Raw genomic sequence first — 18,166 nt, forward strand, 5'->3', positions numbered from 1 at the left:
GACGTCACAGACTAGCGAGCCCGACATCGGGACAAAGGAGGACCGATAAGGTGCTGGCTCATGGTGGATCTCGCTCGCCGGATCGGTCTGGCAGTCCTGTTCGCGGTCCTCGCGCTCGGCGCGTTCGGCACTCCCGCGCACGCGGACCGGGTGTCGGTGACCAAGGACGACGTGACCATGGAGCTGCGCAAGAACGGCGTGCTGCACGTCGTGGAGAAGATCACGCTCTCCGGCGCTCCGCTGCGCCGGACGCTGCCTACGCGGACGCGCTACGACGACGGCAACGACCGCGTCTACCGCATCTCCAACCTCAGGGGCGCCTCCTTCGACGGCGATACGATCACCTTCCTCGACAGCGGCACGGTGGAGTACGACGTGACCGGCGCCGTCACACCCCTCAGCGGCGGCGAGGAGCTGCGCTGGTCCGCGGTGGCGGGACCGGCCGAGCATGTGACGGTGTCGGTGAGCGGCCCCGGCCGGGCGGAGAACCTCTCCTGCTTCGCCGGCGAGCCGGCCTCGGCGGTCGGCTGCACCGGCGCCTCGATCGACGAGACCGGGGCGACCGTCACGTTCGAGCAGCAGGGGTTGCGGGACAACGAGGTGCTGACGATCGTCGTCGGCTACCCGAAGGGCGCGACGGGCGCAGGGCCGATCCTCGAGCACCGGTTCGAGCTGGCCAACGCGTTCACCCTGGACGCCGTGACCGGCGGCGCGCTGGCGCTGCTGCTGCTCCTGCTCGGCGGGGGCGTCGGGCTGCTCTACTGGACGCGCGGCCGGGACGCCCGGGTGGTCGGGGCCCAGTCCGGCGTGGTCATCGGGCACCGGAACGGCCAGTTCACGCCCCCGGACGACGTGCGGCCGGGCCAGATCGGCACACTGATCGACGAGCAGGCCGACGTGATCGACGTGACCGCCACCATCGTGGACCTCGCCGTCCGCGGCTACCTCAGGATCGACGAGCAGCCCCGGCAGGCGTACGACGCCCCTGACTGGCTCCTGGTCAGGTTGCCCTCAGCCCCGGTCGACTCCCTGCTCCCCTACGAGCGCGCGCTCTACGACTCCGTCTTCGACGGACGGGACGCCGTACTGCTGTCGCAGTTGCGCGGGTCGTTCACCGCCGGGCTCAGCAAGGTCCGGGACGAGCTCTACCGGGACGTGGTGACCCAGGGCTGGTTCGCCCGGCGGCCCGACTCGGTCAGGACCCACTGGACGACCGTGGGCGTCGCGGCGACCTTCCTGGGCGTCGCGGCGACGGTGGCGCTCGCCTGGTTCACGACGTACGCGCTGCTGGGCCTCGCGCTGATCATCGCGGGAGCCGCGCTGGCCGTGGGAGGCCAGTACATGCCCGCGAAGACTGCCAAGGGCGCGGGGGCGCTCGCCCGCACGCTCGGCTTCCGCGAGCATCTCGCCACCGGGGAGATCGGGGACATCCCCCCGGCGCAGCGGATCGAGCTGTTCTCCCGCTATCTGCCGTACGCGGTGGTCTTCGACAGCGTGGACCGGTGGGCCCGCGTGGTGGCCACCATCCACGGCGACGGCCGCCCGGCGGACAACCTGTACTGGTACCAGGGCCCGGCGGAATGGGACCTGTCGAAGTTCGCCGACTCGATGCGGACCTTCACAATGACGACCTCCGGCGCGATCTCCGCCGCGCGCCTGTTCCGCTCGTTCTAGGAGTCATCCCCCGGAGTCGTCCTCCGGAGTCAGGGTCGGCGAGGGACGCTCAGGGACGGCGGACGCGGACCTCGCCGACCTCCCGGCCCCCTCCCAGCAGGGGCGAGACGGCCAGCGCGTCGAACTCCGGGGCGTCCAGGCCGAGGGCGCGGAGAGCGGCCACGGTCACGGGCACCCGCGCCCTGCCGCCGCCGTCCTCGATCTTGACGGCGGCGGCGCGGCCGTCCGTGAAGGCGACCGCGTCGAAAGCCTCCGCGCCGGCCTTCACCATGAGGCCGGGCACCGCGCGCATCAGCGCCGCCTCGGGCCGTGCCGTACCGCTGGTCCATTCGGGATGGGCGCGCATGGCATCGGCGATCCGGCGCTCGGGGGTGCCCTCGTCGGCGAGCGTGAGCCGCCGGAAGGCACGCACCACGCCCACCATGGAGACGAAGAACAGCGGGGCGCCGCAGCCGTCCACGCCGGTGGCCGCGACCCGCTCGCCGGTGAACTCCTCGACGGTGGAGCGGATGGCCTTCTGCAGCGGATGTCCGGGGTCGAGGTAACTCTGGACAGGCCAGCCGTTCACGACGCAGGTCGCCAGCATGGCCGCGTGCTTGCCCGAGCAGTTCATGAAGATCCTGCCGGGCTCGACGTCCGCCCGGATCGCCCGATGCCGCGCGGCGGTGTCCTCAGGCAGGGCCTCGGGACAGCCGAGGGCGCTCTCGTCCAGCCCCGTCCCGGCCAGGATCTTCCGCACCCCCTCGACGTGGAAGTCCTCGCCCGCGTGGCTGGCGCAGGCGAGCGCGAGCAACTCGTCGTGCAGCGGGAGCCCCGACCGGACCATGCCGAGCGCCTGCAGCGGCTTCATCGAGGAACGCGGCGACACCAGGGCGGCCGTCTCGCCGTGACACATGACCGGGGACCCGGACGCGTCCACGGCGAGCACGCGTGCCCTGTGGACGGATTCCACGAACCCGGAGCGGACTACCTCGACGATCAGTTCGGACATACGGCGAGTGTACGCATTCTTCAGGATTAATCCGGCAAGCCCGATCTCTTCCGGATTCCCACCCCTCGCCCCCGATGCGCTCGGCCGCACGCGGAGTCCGCCGGGCGAAAGCGGACACGAAAGCGGACATGGCAGAATGCGGGGCCATGCGTGCGGTAGTGCAGCGGGTCAGCTCCGCGTCGGTGGTGGTCGACGGTCAGGTCGTGGGGGCGATCGACGAGCCCGGGCTGCTCGTCCTGGTCGCGGCGACCCACACCGACGGGCCCGCCGAGGCGGCCCGGCTCGCCGGCAAGCTCTGGGGGCTGCGCATCCTGCACGGCGAGAAGTCGTGCTCGGACATCGGCGCCCCACTGCTCGTCGTGAGCCAGTTCACACTGTACGGCGACGCCCGTAAGGGGCGGCGGCCGACGTGGCAGGCGGCCGCGCCCGGCCCGGTGGCGGAGCCGCTGGTCGAGATGGTCGTCGACGAGCTCCGGTCGCTGGGCGCACACGTGGAGACCGGAGTCTTCGGAGCCGATATGAAAGTGTCGTTGACGAATGACGGGCCGATCACCCTACTGATCGAGGTCTGATCCTTTCGCGCCGGAGGCGGGACAAAACAACGCAGAGGGGCGCGGCGGTGACGTGAGAAGGAGCGAGCGGGCGAGGAACGAGTCCCGAGCGACGCCGAAGGTCATCGCCTCAAGGGCGCCCCTCGCCCGTCCCGCCGGAGGCGGGACAAAACAACGCGTCAGCGGATGCGACGGCGCAGGGCGGGGTCGATCTGCACGTTGCGTCCCGCGTCCGGTGGGACGACGACCTCCTGCGTCGCGGCCACGCCGCCCGCGAGCAGGACCGAGTCCACCGGGACGGTGCGCTTCACGACGGCCAGCGCGATCGGGCCCAGCTCGTAGTGGCGGGCGGCCGAGCCGACGAAGCCGATCTGCCCCGCCGCCTCCGGCGTCCCGTCCGCCTCCGCGCGCGGCGTCACCGGGTCGCCGTGCGCCGGCAGGGTGTCCACGCTGCCGTCCAGGTGCAGGAAGACCAGCCGGCGCGGCGGATGGCCCAGGTTGTGGACGCGGGCGACCGTCTCCTGGCCGCGGTAGCAGCCCTTGCCGAGATGCACCGCCTCCCCGATCCAGCCCACCTCGTGCGGGATCGTCTTGTGGTCGGTGTCGAATCCGAGGCGGGGCGCGTGCGCCTCGATGCGCAGCGCCTCGTAGGCCCACAGCCCGGCCGGGCGGAGCCCGAGGTCCACCGCCACGGTCGCCAGCCGTACGCGCGGGATCAGCAGGTCGCCGCCGATCACGACGGTCCCCTCGGGCAGTCCGTCCGGCAGGCGTACGGCACCGCCCGGGGCGGCGACGGAGACGACGGCGTAGTCGGAGGTCACATCGGCGACCTCCACCCGCAGCATGAACCGCATCTTCTCCAGGAAGGCGACCAGTTCGGCGGCGGTGCCCGGTTCGACGTGCGCCCAGACCGCCTCACCGTCGTCAACCAGGACGAGATGGTGCTCGACCCGGCCCTGCGCGTCGAGGAACAGCGTCTCGGCGGGGCTGCCGGGCGCGAGGTTGTCGAGCTTCTGCGAGGTCAGGCTGTTGAGCCAGCTCAGCCGGTCGGGACCCGAGATGCGGACGACCTCGCGGTCGCTCCGGTCCACGACGGCCTGACCGATCGCGAGCGCACGCTGCTCGGCGAAGGGCTCTCCGTAATGAGCGGCGACCGTCGCGTCAGGGGCGTCCGCGGCGACGGCTCCGGGTGTGTCCAGCAAAGGGCTGCGCATGCCTCAAGGCTATTGCCGCCCGCCGCTGTCGCGCGCCGCGGGAGCCGTACGGGATCAGCGGCAGTCGCGGCAGCGGCCGAAGACGGTCAGGTGGCGGACGTCGGTGGCGAACCCGAGCTCCTCCTCCAGAGCGCCGACCAGACCCTGCACCAGCTCGGGCCGGACCTCGGTCACCTGGTCGCAGCCGCGACAGACGAGGTGCACGTGGTCCGCCTCGGAGGCCAGATGGTAGGTGGGCGCGCCGTGTCCCAGATGGGTGTGGGTGACCATGCCGAGCTCTTCCAGGAGCTCCAGCGTGCGGTAGACCGTCGAGATGTTGACGCCGCGCGCCGTCTCCTGAACCCGCGAGCAGATGTCCTCGGGCGTCGCGTGACCAAGCGCGGTGACCGCCTCCAGCACCAGTTGACGCTGAGGTGTGACCCGGTAGCCGCGTGCCCGCAACTCCTCGTGCCAAGTGTCGGTCATGCACCGAGTGTACGAGTCTCCGGCCCACCGATCGGCACAAATCCACCGCCGATTAATTCGCTTGCCGCGCTCCGGAGCGTCGCATAGCGTACGAGGCACGCAGAAAGGAGGTGGTCCAAACAATGAGCGATCATTATCGGACTAGCGAGGTGGCTGTCCGCTAGGACGCCGTCCATTCGGACCTCCGTCCGGATGTCGTACGACGTCCGGCGAATCCTCGACAGACACCGGAACCCCGGGCAGCCGGCGGCGTGGGACCCATCCCTCGCTTTGGTCCAGCCGGCCCGCCTCATCCTGAGGCGGAGCGCGCCCGGGGTTCTTTCTTTTTGCCGGGTGGCCGGACGGTGCGGCGGGCCTACTCGTCCGGCGTGAAGTCGGCCACCTTCTTCAGCTCCGCCGAGGTGTGCGACTGCAGCGGGTGCCCCATGGCCGCCATGTCATAGGCGTACATGAGGTTGCCGTTGACCAGGCCGTAGAGCCGGTGGCCCGCGGCGTACTCCTTCGCGGTGTCAGTGCGGGCGACCATGTCGGTGCGCAGCTCGATCTTGTGGAAGACGACCTCGCCCAGGTAGATCTCGACGATGCCGGTCGGGTGCGCGAGGCAGACCTCGATCTGGCGCCCGGGCTGGATCCGCCAGAAGCCCGACTCGGTCGACAGCGGCCGCACCTTGTCGCCCTTGTCGTCGAGCAGCCAGGTCCGGCTGTTGTACGTCAGGAACGGCTTGCCGTTGTGCCCGAAAACGACTTCCTGCCCGAAGTTCGCGCTCTCCATCGTGGGGTAGCCGACTACGCCGGCTCCCTCCCAGCGGCCGAGCAGGAAGGCGATCGGCTCAAGGTCAGGGTGTACGTCCATGGGACACGAGCTTAGGGTGTGTACCCAACTACCGCCGCTGCCGTCCAGCGCGCGCCGCATATCCCCCTTGTACGGCTTTGCGGCGGATGTAGGCTGCGAGCATGGCACGATCTCTGGTCATCAAGGTCACGGCGGGAGCGGACGCGCCGGAACGGTGCAACCAGGCGTTCACGGTCGCCGTCGCCGCCCTGGTCAGCGGTGTCCCGGTCTCCCTGTGGCTGACCGGCGAGTCCTCCTGGTTCGCCCTGCCCGGCAGGGCCAAGGAGTTCAATCTGGAGGAGGCCGCCCCGCTGGCGGACCTCCTCGACGCGGTGCTCGCCGGGGGCAAGGTGACTCTCTGCACCCAGTGCGCGGCACGGCGCGGCATCACGATCGACGACGTCATCGACGGCGTCCGGATCGCGGGCGCGTCCACCTTCGTCGAGGAGATCATGACGGACGACGTCCAGGCCCTGGTCTACTGACCCGCGGATCCGGGCCCCGACGGCCCAGCCGGTAGCGCGACGGCTCGCCGGACGGCACAGCAGCTCAGCCTGGTGGCATGACGGGTTCAGCTGGGCAGGACGGCGGCGAGCCGCTCCTCGCGCAGGTGCTGGTACCACGTGTCGTCGAGCGGGGCGAGCGGCCCGACCGCCCAGACGAGCAGCAGGTCCGCGAGGGCGGGGTTGCGGGCCAGGGCGGGCCCGTGCAGGTAGGTGCCGACCACCTTCCCCGCGTAGCAGCCCTCGGTGCCGTCGCCGTTGCCCGTGCCGACGATCGTCCGGGACAGCGGCCGCACGCCCGGCCCCAGCCGGGTGACGCCCATGTGGTTCTCGAAGCCGGTCAGCATGGGGACGCCCAGAGCCGGGTCCACCTCGGCGGCCAGCTCGCCGACCGCGCGGCGCTCCCCACGGCCGGAGCTGATGTCGAGCAGGCCGATGCCGGGCACCGGCTGGCCCTCCTCGCCACCGAAGACCGTGCCCATGATCTGGTAGCCCGCGCAGACCGCCAGCAGCGCCGCCCCACGGCCGATCGCGCGCTGCAGGCCGCCGTCCCTGCGCAGCCGCTCCGCGCCCAGGATCTGCGGCCGGTCCTCGCCGCCGCCGATGAGGTAGATGTCCCCTTGCTCCGGCACCGGGTCGGAGGACCGCACGTGGACCGTCTCGACCGACATGCCACGCGCGCGGGCCCGCTGCTCCAGGACCAGGACGTTGCCCTGGTCACCGTACGTGCTGAGCAAGTCCGGATATATCCAGACAAGGCGAAGGTGAGAGGTCATGCCGAGACTCCACTCGTCGGGCGGCGGCCGTGGTCACTCCGCACGGCCGAACTCCGTACGGATCTGCTGGAAAGCGGTGTAGTTGGCGATCACGTCGATCCGGCCGGGCGGCAGCATGGCCGCCGCCTGCCCGAACGAGTCGCAGAGCTGGAACGGCACCCCCGCCACGTACAGCCGGAGGGCGAGGTCGCGGCGGCGCTCTCCGGTGACCAGGACCGGACGCCCCATGAGAACGCGGTAGTCCACGTCCCAGAGCCAGGACGTGTCACGACCGTCGGGCCCCTGCGCGTTGACCGAAAGGATGATCGGAAGCGTGGGATCGGCGACGTCGAACGCCTCCAGCCAGCCCGCCGGGTTCTTCGCGAGCAGCAGCCGCAGCGACCGCCCGTCCCGCTCGACCGTGGTGTAGCGCCCGGCGACCGAGGTCACCTCGCGCAGCCCCAGGATCGCGTGGCCGGGTTCGAGACCGAACGCCGCCACGGTGGCGAGGGCGATCGCGCCGTTCGCCCGGTTGGCCTGGCCGGGAAGCTGCAGGTCCAGCCGCCAGCGCTGGCCACGCGGGTCGATCACGTCTTCACCGTCGAGCACCCAGGACGGCGTGGGACGGCGGAACGCGCACTCCCGGCAGGCCCAGTCGGCGCCCTTGCGGTCCAGCGGGCCACCGCACTCGGGGCAGCACCAGGAGTCCTCGCGCCAGCGCTGGCCCGCGGCCACCCAGCTGACTCTGGCGGCGCCGGACGCGGCCCAGGCGACCAGCGGGTCGTCGCAGTTGGCGATCACGAGCGTCGGCTGCGAGGCGAGGGCGCGGCGCCACTTCTGGGCCAGCAGCCAGATCTCGCCCGCGCGGTCCATCTGGTCACGGCTGAGGTTCATGAGGCAGACGACCCCGGCCTGAGTGGTGTCCAGCACCTCGGGGAGGTATTTCTCGTCGACCTCCAGCACGGCGTACGGAGCCTCCTTCGCCGAGGAGAGCGCCGAGACGTGACCGGCGGGCATGTTCGCGCCGAACGCGTTGGTGGCCACCTCGCCCAGTTGCCGCAACGCCGAGGCGATCAGGCGCGTGGTCGTGGTCTTGCCGTTGGTGGCGCTCACCAGGGCGAGCCTGCGGTCCGCCGCGAGCTGGCGAAGCAGATCCGGCTCCAACATCAGCCCGACCCGGCCGCCGATCACCGAGCCGTCACCGCGCCCGGTGGCCCGGGACAGGGTCGCGGCCGTGCGGCCCAGGGCACTGGCGAGCTGCGCCCGCAACGGAAGTTGACTCATGCGCTCCTCCTCATCTCGCTCACCATAATGCGCCGTTCGATCCTATTCGGCTTCGTGGAGGCCACCGCCGCACTGCCACATCGTTGGGGGCGCACCCGAAAACGCTCCGGTTGTTGACGCGCTCCCCAGCCTGACGGCCGGGGATTCAGCCCGTGCGCGCCGCCTCGGCTAGCCGGTGAACGAGAGCTCCGCCGGGGCGTCGCCGTCGAAGGGGAGGACGAACCGGCGGGGCCAGGAGAGCACGGTCTCCAGCCAGCCCGCTCCCATGGTCTGGGCGACGTACCGGAGGCGCTCGCGCGGCTCCACCGCGATGGCGACCGTCGTGATGTCCCGCTGGATGCCCTCGTGCTCGTCATCGCCCAGGATGACCCGCCAGGCGAGCGCGCGGTTGCGGTCCACCTCCATGGACAGCGGGTGGTGGCGCAGCGCCTTGGCCCGGTGGCCGAGCAACTCCGTCCGCGCCCCGACGACCGCCGAACCCGCAGCCGCCGAACTCGCAGCCACCGAACCCGCGGCCGCAGAGCAGGCGGTCGCGGTGCCGGCAGCCCCGGTGCCGTCCGGGCCCCGCGCGTCCTGGTCGGCGTGCCCGCCGCAGGAGCCGTTGACCCCCTGGTGCGGGTACGGCCGGCCGGAGGGGTCGATGCCGAACAGCGCGTACTCCATGGCCGGGGCCGGGCTGCGCAGGTCCGGCGCCGGATGCCCGAAGGGGAACAGCCGCTCGACCTCGTGCAGCCAGCGCACCTGGGGGATCACCCAGGCGGTTCCCGGGCGTTCGCCCGCCTGGGCCGGGGCCGGCCTTCCCGAGGGCTGCGAAGGGGCCGACGGCTCCCGGAGCCGCGTGCCGCCCTCTCCCTCGGCTGTCCCCGCCTCGCCGACCGGCTCGTGAACCGCCCGGCCGGTCGGCCCGTCACCCTCCCGCTCGCTCGCCCGGTCACCTTCCTGGGCGCTCGCCTGGTCACCTTCCGGAGCGCTCGACCGGTCACCTTCCGGAGCGCTCGACCGGTCGCGTGCGTGGTCGTCGCTTCCGCCTACCGGCTTCCGGGCCTCGGCGTCCGCCACTCCGGAACCGGGTCGGTCCGCGGGCTCCTCGAACGGCTCGCCGCAGGGCCCCTCTGCCAGTTCGCATGCGATCGCCTGCCCGGCCCGGCCGTTCGCCCCCTCGGCGGCGACCGGCCCGGCCGCGTTCACCGATCCAGCGGCGGTCGCCGTCGCTGCTATCACCACGGAGCCGACCAACTCGACTTCGCTCGGCTCGGACCCGATCCGCCCCGAGCCGTGTCCCGAGGTGCGCACGGCCGGGCAGGGAGATACCGGGCCGGCGAAACCGTGGGACGCGGCGGCGGCCGAGTCGAGCAGCGCCGCCGCGACCTCGGCCGCCTTCTCCGTGAGGAGTGCAGGGTCGAACCAGGTCCGCAGGGACCAGGCGCGGCGGGCGACGCAGCGCTCCACCAGCGTGGCGAGGAGGCATTCGCGACGCTTGGGAGGCAGCTCGGCCCAGATGTCGGCCAGTATGCGCGGCACGCCCGGCAGCGACCGGTTGGCCACGAACGCCAGGACGACGGTGTCGGTCCAGATCCGCAGCCAGGCCCATTCCGGCGCGTCCGCGAGCAGATCCGCCTCGCGGAGCTCGAACAACGTGCATGCCTTGCCCGTACGGCACTCGCGCCCGCAGGCGGCGGAGCGGCGGCCGCAGATGGGCGGGATGGGGCCGAGCATGGCGCGCTCACGACCTTCGCCCAGCGGGACCTGGACGCGCAGCGGGCGGTCCATGCCGTCGGCGAACACCGCGGCGTATCCCGGCTGCAGCGAGACGACCTGGCGCGACTGGTCCTCGCTGAGGTTCATCGCGGCGCCGACGAGCTGCCTGTCGTCTTCGGCCGGCAGCCGATGCACGACCTTCAAAGCCGTATTTTTCACGACATCGGAGACCAGCTTGGTCGGGATCTGCTCGGCCACGACGATGCCCTCGCCGTACGCCCGGATTTCGGCGAGCATGCCGGCCAGCAGCTCGACGGCGTGCGTGGAGGCGCGCTGGGAGCCGCGGTCGCGGAGCAGCCGGTGCGCCTCCTCGATCACGATGACGTGCCGGAGCCCGCCGGTGCCCTCCTCGTGGGACAGCTCCTGGCGGGCCCGCATCCGCAGGTGCTCGACGATGCGGATGATCAGCGTGCCCATCAGGAACGCCTTGTCCTCGTCGTTGGCCACGTCCTCGATCGCGAGCACGACGTTCCGCTGGAGCAGCCCCCCGATGTCCGCCGGGTGGCCACCCTCGAAGAACCGGCCCGCGCTGCCGACCCGGAGACTCCGCAGCCGCAGGCTGATGAAGCCCTCGACATCGGCTTGGACCTCGTTGCCATACCCGATCTCCTGGATCACTTCCAGAGCATGCTGCTGGAGCTGCTCCAGAGTCGGGACGGTCGGCTGAACCGCGGCGCCGGGAATGCCGCCGCCGGTGACCACGTCCCAGCCGTTGGCCTCGTAGACCCGCTGCAGGGCGAGGGACATGATCTGCGGGAACGGCTCCTCGGCGTCGAACGCCGCCATGAAAAGGGCGCGCACCATGTCGATGTGCGCCTGTACGGGATAGCCGGGCTCGGGCGCGAGCGGGTTCACGCTGAACGGCACGTTGTCCGGCGCCGAAGGGTTGATGACCGTGAGCGGGGCCAGGTGCTCGACCCGGCCGGCCATCGCGGCGTACTCGGATTTGGCCGGTTCGATGGCCAGCCACGGGATGCCGGCCTTGGTGAGCTCTTCCAGGAGGTGCCGCACCGTCTGGGACTTCCCCGATCCGGTGGCCCCGGTGATGAAGGCGTGCCGGTTGAGCGTCGCGAGGGGCACCCGGAACGTCCCGACCGCGCGGTCCTGCCCGTCCACGATCGCGCCGAGATCGATGGTCTCGCCGCTGGTGGTGTCCACCTCGCTGGTCACGTCGAAGAACCCCGCGTCGAGCACGCGTACGCCGGGGACCTCCCGGCGCGGCAGCCCCGCGAGCGCCGCCAGCGCCCCCGCCGTGGCCGCGAACGGCGCGGCCGCCCCGTCCGCCGGATCCTGCAGGGTGACGTGGAGCGCCTCGGCGAAGCCGTACACGGACTCGGGCGAGAAACCCTGGGAAGGGCCGGAGCGGACCGGCTCGGCCAAGAGGGGCCCGGACATGGCGCTGCGCAGCCGGTACGGATGGTGGCTCATCTCGACCGACCCCACCAGGACGGGGGCGATCTGCCGCAGCTCGTCCGGTCCGGCGGCGCCCGCGAGGACCCTGACGTTCCACAGCCCCGCCTCGCGGAAGGCGTCGAGCTCCTGCATCCTGCGCTCGGCCCGCTCCGCGTCGAACCGTGACCGTTCCGAGGCGTCGCCGTACTGGCGCAGCACGTTGAGCTGGGTCCGCAGGTGGGCGACCTCGGCGTCGAGCAGGTCGGTGGGCTCGGCGACCACCAGCCAGCCGAACGGCCGGGACATCAGCGTCACCAACGTGGACTCGAACAACGTCGGCTGCTTCGGCTCGTCCGGCTCGGACTGCCTGCGGTCGTTGAGCGGCGGCGCCTGGCGGCCGGGACAGGGCGTCCAGACCAGGTCGGCGAGGTCGGCGAGCCACTCGTCCCCGATCTCGACGCCGCGGGCACCGCCGGGGAACAGCAGCGGCTGCGGCCCGGTCGGCGTGACGTCGATCGAGGTGACGGCCCGCTTCGGCGGGCGGGGCGGCGTGAGCGGACCGGCGTTGGTGATCAGTTCGAGCGGCGCGCCCGCCCCTCGCGACAGCCAGCCGATCACGAACGGCCGGTTGCGCTGCGCGGCGGACAGCACGGCCGGAAGCACCGTGACGAAGTCCCACTCCGCCGACGAGCTCCGTGAGGGCGCGGCGATGGCCTGGATCCGGTACCAGGGCCCGCTCAGGGGGAACGGATGCATGAGACCCCTCAGTTGACGGTTATCAGGGGAGAGACTCTTTCGTCGATCACCTTCACACATCCATATTGGCGATCCCCTTACCGTGTCTTGCGCCAGTCGAGACGGGGCGGTGGCGGTCCGAGGTTCGGTGGCGGGGCGTCCTCGGGCCCAGATTCGGGCCCAGACTGGGACCCGGCCGCGGCCGCGGGCTCGGACGCGGGCTCGGACGCGGGCTCGGATCCGGCGGCGGGCCGCTGTCCGGCCTGTTCGGGAGCGGCGAGCGCGGCCCTCCGCACCTCCTCGAAGTCGCCCAGCGTCGTCTTCGGGAACGTGAGGATCGCCGGGTTGGCGTCGGCGAGGCGGACCTGCCGCCCATCCGCGGTCGCGTGCGTGACGATGACCGAGGTCGTCGGGAGCTGCTGGAGCTGGTACGGCTCGACCAGGAACTCGCGGGAACGCTGCAGGACGCCCTCGGCCATGTTCGTCGTGGCGTTCGTCGCGCTGCGTCCCCACTGGGTGGACTCGGTGATGTCCTCCTTGAGGTCTCCCTCGCTCTTCTCCTCCGGGTCGCTGCGGCCTTCGCCCACGGTCGAGGTGTAGAAGCCGCCGGCGCCGCTGACCGCCGAGCTGAACGTCTCGGTGAGCTGGGCCAACTCCAGCCGGTGCTCGGTGCCGACGTGCTCGCTGGCCACCCGGGCGTCCTCGGCGTTCCCCAGCCGCATGAACGCGACGGCGGCGTGGCCCCGGCCCAGCCGTTCCCTGACCGTGGGGGTGAGGCTGCGGTAGGTCAGGACGAGACCGGTCTGGGAGGTCTCGCAGGCATCCATGAGCCGGTCGAGCACGTCCCCGCGCAGCTTGTCCGCCCCCGCGACGATGATCGTGTGATACCAGGGCCGCGCCGATGCCGGCGACTGCCGCAGGATGTGCGTCAGCGCGGTCGCGACGTAGGTGCCGAGGACCCGGTTGCCGAACACGCCGGCCTGCCGGTCCATGCTGACCACCCGCAGCCGCGCCGGTGGGAGCCGTACGGCCTCGGAGCCGAGGGTCTCCAGCTTGCGCAACTGGGACTCCAGCGCCCAGGCGCGCTCGATGACGACGCGGTCGGCGACGCCCCGGCCGAACAGCGTGCCGATGCGTTCGAGCTGGGTGGCGGTGAGCAGGCCGTACCGCATGTCGTCACGCGGGTCGCCCACCTGGGCGAGGGCCCTGAGCGCGGCGGTGACCTGGTTGATCGTCGCGTTCTCGCCGAGGACCTCCAGGACGCGCTCCAGGATCGCGTTGTCGAACCCGACGTCCCTGCTGGTCTCCTCGCTGACGCTGACCACGTGGGCGAGCACGTCGGCGAACGCCTCGGGTGGGAGCGTCGCCCCCAGATCGAGCCGGGGCAGATCGACCGGCAGCACCCAGACGAGCGGGTCGTCGCCACCTCTCCTGGCCAACGCGATGAGGTCCTTGGCGATCGCGCCCTCGGACAGGTCGAGCACGGTCAGGTGGCCGCCGCTGTACAGCCGGGTCGCGCCGATCAGCGTGACCAGGGCGGACCAGCCGGGGAGCGTGCCCCCGGCGACGTCCACACGGTCGATCTCGTCGGGGACGGCGACGGCGTACCAGGTGAGCTGCTTGTCGAAGGTGCTCTTCTTCTCGGCCCACTCCCGGTATCTCGCGGCGTGCTCCTCCTGGGCGGCGACGACCTCGCGCTCCCGGCGCTCCCGCTCGCGCCGTGCCCGCGCGTGGCGCTCCTCCACCCGGAAACTGACGGCCCGGTTCCCCTGCCGGATCGCGTACGTGCAGATGCCCGCGACGCCGCCCGTCGCGACCAGGCCGATGAGAACGAACGACCAGTCCATCAGCCCGCTCAGGCCGAGGACGAGGATCCCGGCGGCCAGTACGGCCATGAACATCCGGAAGATCCGGACGGGGCGGTTGAGCAGATGCTCCTGAAGCCGCTCCCTGACGACCCAGTCGGGGTCGATCTCGGGCTCCGCGAGGTCCTCGCGCGCGGGGCGCTTCGGGGGCGGTCCCGGGTCCGGATGCAGCAGGGCGTACTGCCAGCCCAGGTAGATCCGATCCGCCTGAAGCTGGGCATGCTCGGGGTGCAGGTCGCCCACAGACCCTCCATGTCCGCCTGGATCACAGCGTAGGAGCTGGAAAGCCGATCAGGGTGGCGTTCTCGCCATTCGGACATATTTGCGGCCTTGGCCGCCGGGACGAATGCGGCCAATGGTGCAAGTGTGGTCGTACTAGCATCCATTGCCATGACGTCCTCCCCCCGTGGCGCACGCCGCCGACGCCCGGTACTCGTCCCGGTCGCCCTCGCGGTGATCACGGCAGGAATCGGCGTCACGGCGGCCTTCGGCGGTCTGAAGGAGGCGCCCGACGAGCCCCCGCCGAAGGCGCGGCCAGGTGAGGTCGTCGACCAGGGCGAGTTCCGCACCCAGTTCATCAAGGCCGTCGACACCGTCGAGCGGAGCGAGTTCGGCCAGACGAAGCGCTACCTGAACCTCGTGCTCAAGGTCACCAACACGGGAGACAGGACCGCCAACGTCGGCATGGCGCACCAAGCCGGACAGAAGTGGTCCCCTTTCGCGGGCTTCGCGGGCGCGCTGGTCCGCATGACCCCCGAGATCAAGCAGAAGTACGGCCCCGAGGCCTATGTCCTCAGCTACGGCGTCAAGAGCGCGCAACTGCACCCCGGGATCACCACGACGGTGGTCGTGCAGTACGAGCTCGAACCCTCGGCCGCCGCTCCCACCTCGGTGACCCTCGATGTGGGGCGCTTCGTCCACGAGAAGGTCGGCGGCCTGCTTGATCAGTCGCGGGCCTGGCAAATCGAAATGGAGGAGGACGCGGATCCCGCCGTCCCCGTGGTGGCCACCCAGGTCACTCTCCCCGTACGGCAGGAGGAGGCGTGATGGTGGCGACGTCTTCCGAAACCGGCACCCGCCGGCGGTCCACGGGCAAGACCAGGACCGGGGCCAGGGTGATCTCGCGTGTCGTCGGGATCGTGGTCGGCCTCGCGTTGGCGGCGGCCGCGGTCTACGCCCAGACCTTCACCCTGTCGTACGAGCAGCGCAGCTCGCCCCTCACCGTCAAGGGGTCCGCGGGCGAGCTGGTGGAGACGAACCGCTTCAGCGTGAAGGTCACATCCGTGACGGCCGCGCACGCGGTGGACACCAAGGACACCCGCGGGGAGGTCGTCAAGGTCGAGACGAGCAACCTGTTCCTCGTGGTGAACGTCACCGCCACGACGCCGAAGGAGCCGATGCAGCTGGGGACGCTCCAGCCGCCCGTCCTCCTGACCGCGGACGGCCGGCGCTACAAGCCCACGGACAAGGTCGACGACAGCCTCACCATATTCAACAAGATCATCCAACCGGGGCTCTGGTCGAGCGGCGTGCTGGTCTTCGAGGTGCCGGAGGAGGCGCTGCCCGGGGCCGGCCTCGTCGTGAGCCCACCGCAGGGGGTCATCGTCGTCGACACGTTCGCGCCCGAGGCGGAGATCGACCTCGGCCTCTCCGGCGACGCCCTGACCCGCCTGACCTCACATGCGGAGGAGTTGCACTCCTTGGTGAACAAGACCTGATGCGCGCACGAGACGACCGACCCCACGGGCACGGCGGGCCCCGCGAGGTGCCGGGCGGCACGCCCCCGGCACGCTCCGGCGACGTACGGCCGGCCGATCCGTCAGCCGAGGTGGAGAAGAGATGAGTGAGACCCCCATGGAGGGGCGGCGCCGCCGTCATCGCGAGCGGACGAGGGCGCGGGACTGGTTCTCGCCACCACCGCGGCACCAGGCGCCACAGGCCCCGCAGATCCCGATCCCCGGGCGGCTCCGCAGGGACCTGACGGACCTGCGCGTGTGGCCGCCCCTCTCCGAGGACGAGGACAAGGACAGGTCCACCCAGCCCTTCCCCGCCGTCACGGGAACCAGGGTGCCTTCTCCCGCCGCCCCCGCGCCCGCCCCGCAGCAGGCACCACAGCAAGCACCGCCGCCTCTGCCTCCGGCTCAGGAGCCGTCACCGGAACCACCCGCCTCGGGCGGGCGCGCCCCCATGCCGCGGGGCAAGCGGATCGCGCTCCAGGGCACCGGAGCGCTGCTGTCCGTCGTGATCGCGGTCGCCGCCCCTGGCTGGTTCGCCTACGGCGTTTACGAGTACGGCCGGCCGAGCGACCACATCCAGGTGGTCCAGCCCGGGCAGACGGCCACCTGGCAACACGTCTCCTGGCGCCTCACCGTGCAGCCCATCCCGGACCCGACCGGGAAGAAGGACACCTCTGACCGCCAGTGGATGAAGATCATCGCGACGAGGACGGCGCTGGACGGCGAAGGGGCGATCCGGCACGGCGCGCCCGACGTCGAGTTCAAGGACCGGGCCGGGCGCACCTGGAAGACCGAGTTGCTGAACGACGCGACTCCGCCGGACACCGAGGACAACAAGGTCGGCACGCCCTACCGGCTCGAGTTCGTCGGGGTGGTCCCGCCCGCGGTCGCGGACGAGGTCATGGTCGAGCTACGCCCGAGCATCAGTCGCAGCGTGCCCGGGCAGTCCGTCGAGGACATGATGAAGGAGTCCGTGACAATGACGGAGAAAAGGGACCAGGTGCTCAGGTTCCTCCGCTGAGAGGCGTCACCGGCCGAGACGGCTCCTGGTGGCGGCCAGGTCGAAGGTGGCGGCGATCAGGCACATCGTCAGCGTGGTCGTCACGAGATCGGTGACGAACTCCACAGGGACATCGGTGACGAACCAGAAATAGGGCCGGTCGCCGGCCAGGAGATAGCGGCCCGCCCTGCCGAGATAGTCGGATCCCACCTGGAGGCCGACGTAGCACAGGGCGAACAACCCGAAGAGCGGGGCGCCTCCCCGTACCGTCAACCGGAAAGCGTTGATCAGCGGGATCCACCGCTCGGTCCAGCCGGCGGTCAGCCGCGCAGCCACCCTGCGGGTCAGCGTGTGCGTCTGCTCCATCCGCGCCGCGACCGTCTCCAGCCGCGTCCCTCTGATCGTGGTCTCGGTGTCGTCCACGTACGCCCCGTACACCAGGACGCCGACCGTGAGCCAGGCCAGCGGGAGGATCAGCGCCTCCACAACGTACGGCCAGGCGTCGCCCATGAACCCCCAGAAGGCCGCGAATCCGGGGACGTTCGCCTCCGCGTCGGTCACCCACTCCTTGAGCGCGACCAAGGCCGTGCGGCTCCCGACCCATCCGGAGCGGGTGTCCACGGCGGTGGCGACCACGTTGATGCCGTAGAACACGAACGCGAGCTCTCCGAAGGTGGCGACGATCCCGGAGAAGCGTCCCTCGCTCGCCTCGTGCTTGCGGCCGAAGACGGTCTTCAGGACGTACGCCAGCACCATCCCGACGAGTGAGATCGTGAGGTCGAGGTTGGTGAGCCCCTCCATCACCTTGCTGTCCTGACCGCTGAACGCGTCAGTGAAGATGACGTCCGGCTGGCGGAACAGGTCGATGTCCATGAAATCCCGGACGTCCTGCAGGACGAATCCCCAGGTCATGTAGATGCCGGCGAACAGGAGGGCGGTCCGGTTGAGCGCCCCGAAGATGCCCTCGCGGCCTTCGCCGGCCGCCCGGCGCGCCTGGGTCTCCATCAGCGCGCCGCGGATCACGTGGAGCATGCCCACGGTGGTCGCGAGCGACGTCATCACGACCAGCGTGAACAGGAACACGGTCGCGATGAGGCGCGCCTGGTACCACGAGCCGTGCGAGATGGTCGCGGCGAGCAGGAGCAGCCCCCAGCGCACCACCCGACCAAGGGAGAACCACATGATCAGCGGCAGCGCGCACGACCCGGCGATCCGCAGCATGTGCACGGGGAGCGAGTACGGCGACAGCATCCACGACCGCGTGCGGGGTTCGGCGGCCTGGCGGGGGGCGACAAGCGCGGACGTATCGGACATCTGGTGCATGGTATCGGGTCCAGTCCCACCCCATCTGCAACATGCGCCCGGGACGTTCGCGGCGGTCCGACCTTACGAGTGATCGTGCTCGGCGCTC

15 protein-coding genes are annotated in these 18,166 nt (G+C 71.2%); 6 read left to right on the forward strand and 9 right to left on the reverse strand.

The genetic code is table 11. The annotated features are described in order from the left end of the window. The first annotated feature begins 60 nt into the window (after positions 1 to 60). On the forward strand, positions 61 to 1,674 hold the full coding sequence (locus QSK17_RS02515) for a DUF2207 domain-containing protein (protein ID WP_285702686.1): 1,614 nt from the start codon (positions 61 to 63) through the stop codon (positions 1,672 to 1,674). Positions 1,675 to 1,723: 49 nt separating this feature from the next. Here the strand turns inward: QSK17_RS02515 and QSK17_RS02520 are convergent, their stop codons facing one another. Further along, positions 1,724 to 2,665, reverse strand: coding sequence for an asparaginase (locus QSK17_RS02520; RefSeq protein WP_285702687.1), 942 nt, complete (start codon positions 2,663 to 2,665; stop codon positions 1,724 to 1,726). A gap of 146 nt (positions 2,666 to 2,811) precedes the next feature. Here QSK17_RS02520 and dtd point away from each other — a divergent pair, with 146 nt between their 5' ends. Beyond that, complete coding sequence (dtd, locus tag QSK17_RS02525; protein WP_285702688.1) at positions 2,812 to 3,237, forward strand: D-aminoacyl-tRNA deacylase; 426 nt, start codon at positions 2,812 to 2,814, stop codon at positions 3,235 to 3,237. Between the two features lie 158 nt (positions 3,238 to 3,395). Here dtd and ygfZ read toward each other — a convergent pair whose 3' ends face one another. From ygfZ to QSK17_RS02540, 3 genes are all read right to left on the reverse strand, one after another. Then, complete coding sequence (gene ygfZ, locus QSK17_RS02530; RefSeq protein WP_285702689.1) at positions 3,396 to 4,430, reverse strand: CAF17-like 4Fe-4S cluster assembly/insertion protein YgfZ; 1,035 nt, start codon at positions 4,428 to 4,430, stop codon at positions 3,396 to 3,398. A 54-nt stretch (positions 4,431 to 4,484) separates the two neighbouring features. Continuing rightward, a complete protein-coding gene (locus tag QSK17_RS02535) occupies positions 4,485 to 4,895 on the reverse strand; it encodes a Fur family transcriptional regulator (RefSeq protein ID WP_285702690.1) in 411 nt (136 codons plus the stop codon). Positions 4,896 to 5,250: 355 nt separating this feature from the next. After that, positions 5,251 to 5,748, reverse strand: a complete 498-nt coding sequence (locus QSK17_RS02540) for a heme-binding beta-barrel domain-containing protein (RefSeq protein ID WP_285702691.1) — start codon at positions 5,746 to 5,748, stop codon at positions 5,251 to 5,253. A gap of 101 nt (positions 5,749 to 5,849) precedes the next feature. Here QSK17_RS02540 and QSK17_RS02545 point away from each other — a divergent pair, with 101 nt between their 5' ends. After that, positions 5,850 to 6,212 (forward strand): DsrE family protein, encoded by a 363-nt coding sequence (locus QSK17_RS02545; protein WP_285702692.1) that lies wholly within the window; start codon positions 5,850 to 5,852, stop codon positions 6,210 to 6,212. Positions 6,213 to 6,298: 86 nt separating this feature from the next. Here the strand turns inward: QSK17_RS02545 and QSK17_RS02550 are convergent, their stop codons facing one another. The 4 genes from QSK17_RS02550 to QSK17_RS02565 form a co-directional block, all read right to left on the reverse strand. After that, positions 6,299 to 7,006 (reverse strand): type 1 glutamine amidotransferase, encoded by a 708-nt coding sequence (locus QSK17_RS02550; protein WP_285702693.1) that lies wholly within the window; start codon positions 7,004 to 7,006, stop codon positions 6,299 to 6,301. Between the two features lie 33 nt (positions 7,007 to 7,039). Continuing rightward, positions 7,040 to 8,269, reverse strand: a complete 1,230-nt coding sequence (locus tag QSK17_RS02555) for a MurT ligase domain-containing protein (RefSeq protein ID WP_285702694.1) — start codon at positions 8,267 to 8,269, stop codon at positions 7,040 to 7,042. 168 nt (positions 8,270 to 8,437) lie between these two features. Then, positions 8,438 to 12,175 carry a helicase HerA-like domain-containing protein gene (locus tag QSK17_RS02560; protein ID WP_285702695.1) on the reverse strand — a complete coding sequence of 1,246 codons (3,738 nt, stop codon included), beginning with the start codon at positions 12,173 to 12,175 and terminating at the stop codon, positions 8,438 to 8,440. 77 nt (positions 12,176 to 12,252) lie between these two features. Next, complete coding sequence (locus QSK17_RS02565) at positions 12,253 to 14,262, reverse strand: hypothetical protein (RefSeq protein ID WP_285702696.1); 2,010 nt, start codon at positions 14,260 to 14,262, stop codon at positions 12,253 to 12,255. Positions 14,263 to 14,409: 147 nt separating this feature from the next. Between QSK17_RS02565 and QSK17_RS02570 the strand changes: the two genes are divergently transcribed. From QSK17_RS02570 to QSK17_RS02580, 3 genes are all read left to right on the forward strand, one after another. Beyond that, entirely contained in the window at positions 14,410 to 15,066 is a 657-nt protein-coding gene (locus tag QSK17_RS02570; RefSeq protein WP_285702697.1) for a hypothetical protein, read from the forward strand. Further along, entirely contained in the window at positions 15,066 to 15,737 is a 672-nt protein-coding gene (locus QSK17_RS02575) for a DUF4352 domain-containing protein (RefSeq protein ID WP_285702698.1), read from the forward strand. The genes QSK17_RS02570 and QSK17_RS02575 overlap by 1 nt, the downstream gene beginning before the upstream one ends. Before the next feature lie 121 nt (positions 15,738 to 15,858). After that, positions 15,859 to 16,776 (forward strand): hypothetical protein, encoded by a 918-nt coding sequence (locus QSK17_RS02580; RefSeq protein WP_285702699.1) that lies wholly within the window; start codon positions 15,859 to 15,861, stop codon positions 16,774 to 16,776. 6 nt (positions 16,777 to 16,782) lie between these two features. Here the strand turns inward: QSK17_RS02580 and QSK17_RS02585 are convergent, their stop codons facing one another. Next, positions 16,783 to 18,069, reverse strand: a complete 1,287-nt coding sequence (locus QSK17_RS02585; RefSeq protein ID WP_285702700.1) for a hypothetical protein — start codon at positions 18,067 to 18,069, stop codon at positions 16,783 to 16,785. Positions 18,070 to 18,166 lie beyond the last annotated feature (97 nt).

Origin of the sequence: Microtetraspora sp. NBRC 16547 (assembly GCF_030268965.1) — a bacterium.
Taxonomy (GTDB): domain Bacteria; phylum Actinomycetota; class Actinomycetes; order Streptosporangiales; family Streptosporangiaceae; genus Microtetraspora.

What these genes read in the sequence shown, in the direction of transcription:
- QSK17_RS02515 (WP_285702686.1), top strand. Translation starts at nt 61, where the DNA reads ATGGTGGATCTCGCTCGCCGGATCGGTCTGGCAGTCCTGTTCGCGGTC.
- QSK17_RS02520 (WP_285702687.1), bottom strand. Translation starts at nt 2,665, where the DNA reads ATGTCCGAACTGATCGTCGAGGTAGTCCGCTCCGGGTTCGTGGAATCC.
- dtd (WP_285702688.1), top strand. Translation starts at nt 2,812, where the DNA reads ATGCGTGCGGTAGTGCAGCGGGTCAGCTCCGCGTCGGTGGTGGTCGAC.
- ygfZ (WP_285702689.1), bottom strand. Translation starts at nt 4,430, where the DNA reads ATGCGCAGCCCTTTGCTGGACACACCCGGAGCCGTCGCCGCGGACGCC.
- QSK17_RS02535 (WP_285702690.1), bottom strand. Translation starts at nt 4,895, where the DNA reads ATGACCGACACTTGGCACGAGGAGTTGCGGGCACGCGGCTACCGGGTC.
- QSK17_RS02540 (WP_285702691.1), bottom strand. Translation starts at nt 5,748, where the DNA reads ATGGACGTACACCCTGACCTTGAGCCGATCGCCTTCCTGCTCGGCCGC.
- QSK17_RS02545 (WP_285702692.1), top strand. Translation starts at nt 5,850, where the DNA reads ATGGCACGATCTCTGGTCATCAAGGTCACGGCGGGAGCGGACGCGCCG.
- QSK17_RS02550 (WP_285702693.1), bottom strand. Translation starts at nt 7,006, where the DNA reads ATGACCTCTCACCTTCGCCTTGTCTGGATATATCCGGACTTGCTCAGC.
- QSK17_RS02555 (WP_285702694.1), bottom strand. Translation starts at nt 8,269, where the DNA reads ATGAGTCAACTTCCGTTGCGGGCGCAGCTCGCCAGTGCCCTGGGCCGC.
- QSK17_RS02560 (WP_285702695.1), bottom strand. Translation starts at nt 12,175, where the DNA reads ATGCATCCGTTCCCCCTGAGCGGGCCCTGGTACCGGATCCAGGCCATC.
- QSK17_RS02570 (WP_285702697.1), top strand. Translation starts at nt 14,410, where the DNA reads ATGACGTCCTCCCCCCGTGGCGCACGCCGCCGACGCCCGGTACTCGTC.
- QSK17_RS02575 (WP_285702698.1), top strand. Translation starts at nt 15,066, where the DNA reads ATGGTGGCGACGTCTTCCGAAACCGGCACCCGCCGGCGGTCCACGGGC.
- QSK17_RS02580 (WP_285702699.1), top strand. Translation starts at nt 15,859, where the DNA reads ATGAGTGAGACCCCCATGGAGGGGCGGCGCCGCCGTCATCGCGAGCGG.
- QSK17_RS02585 (WP_285702700.1), bottom strand. Translation starts at nt 18,069, where the DNA reads ATGTCCGATACGTCCGCGCTTGTCGCCCCCCGCCAGGCCGCCGAACCC.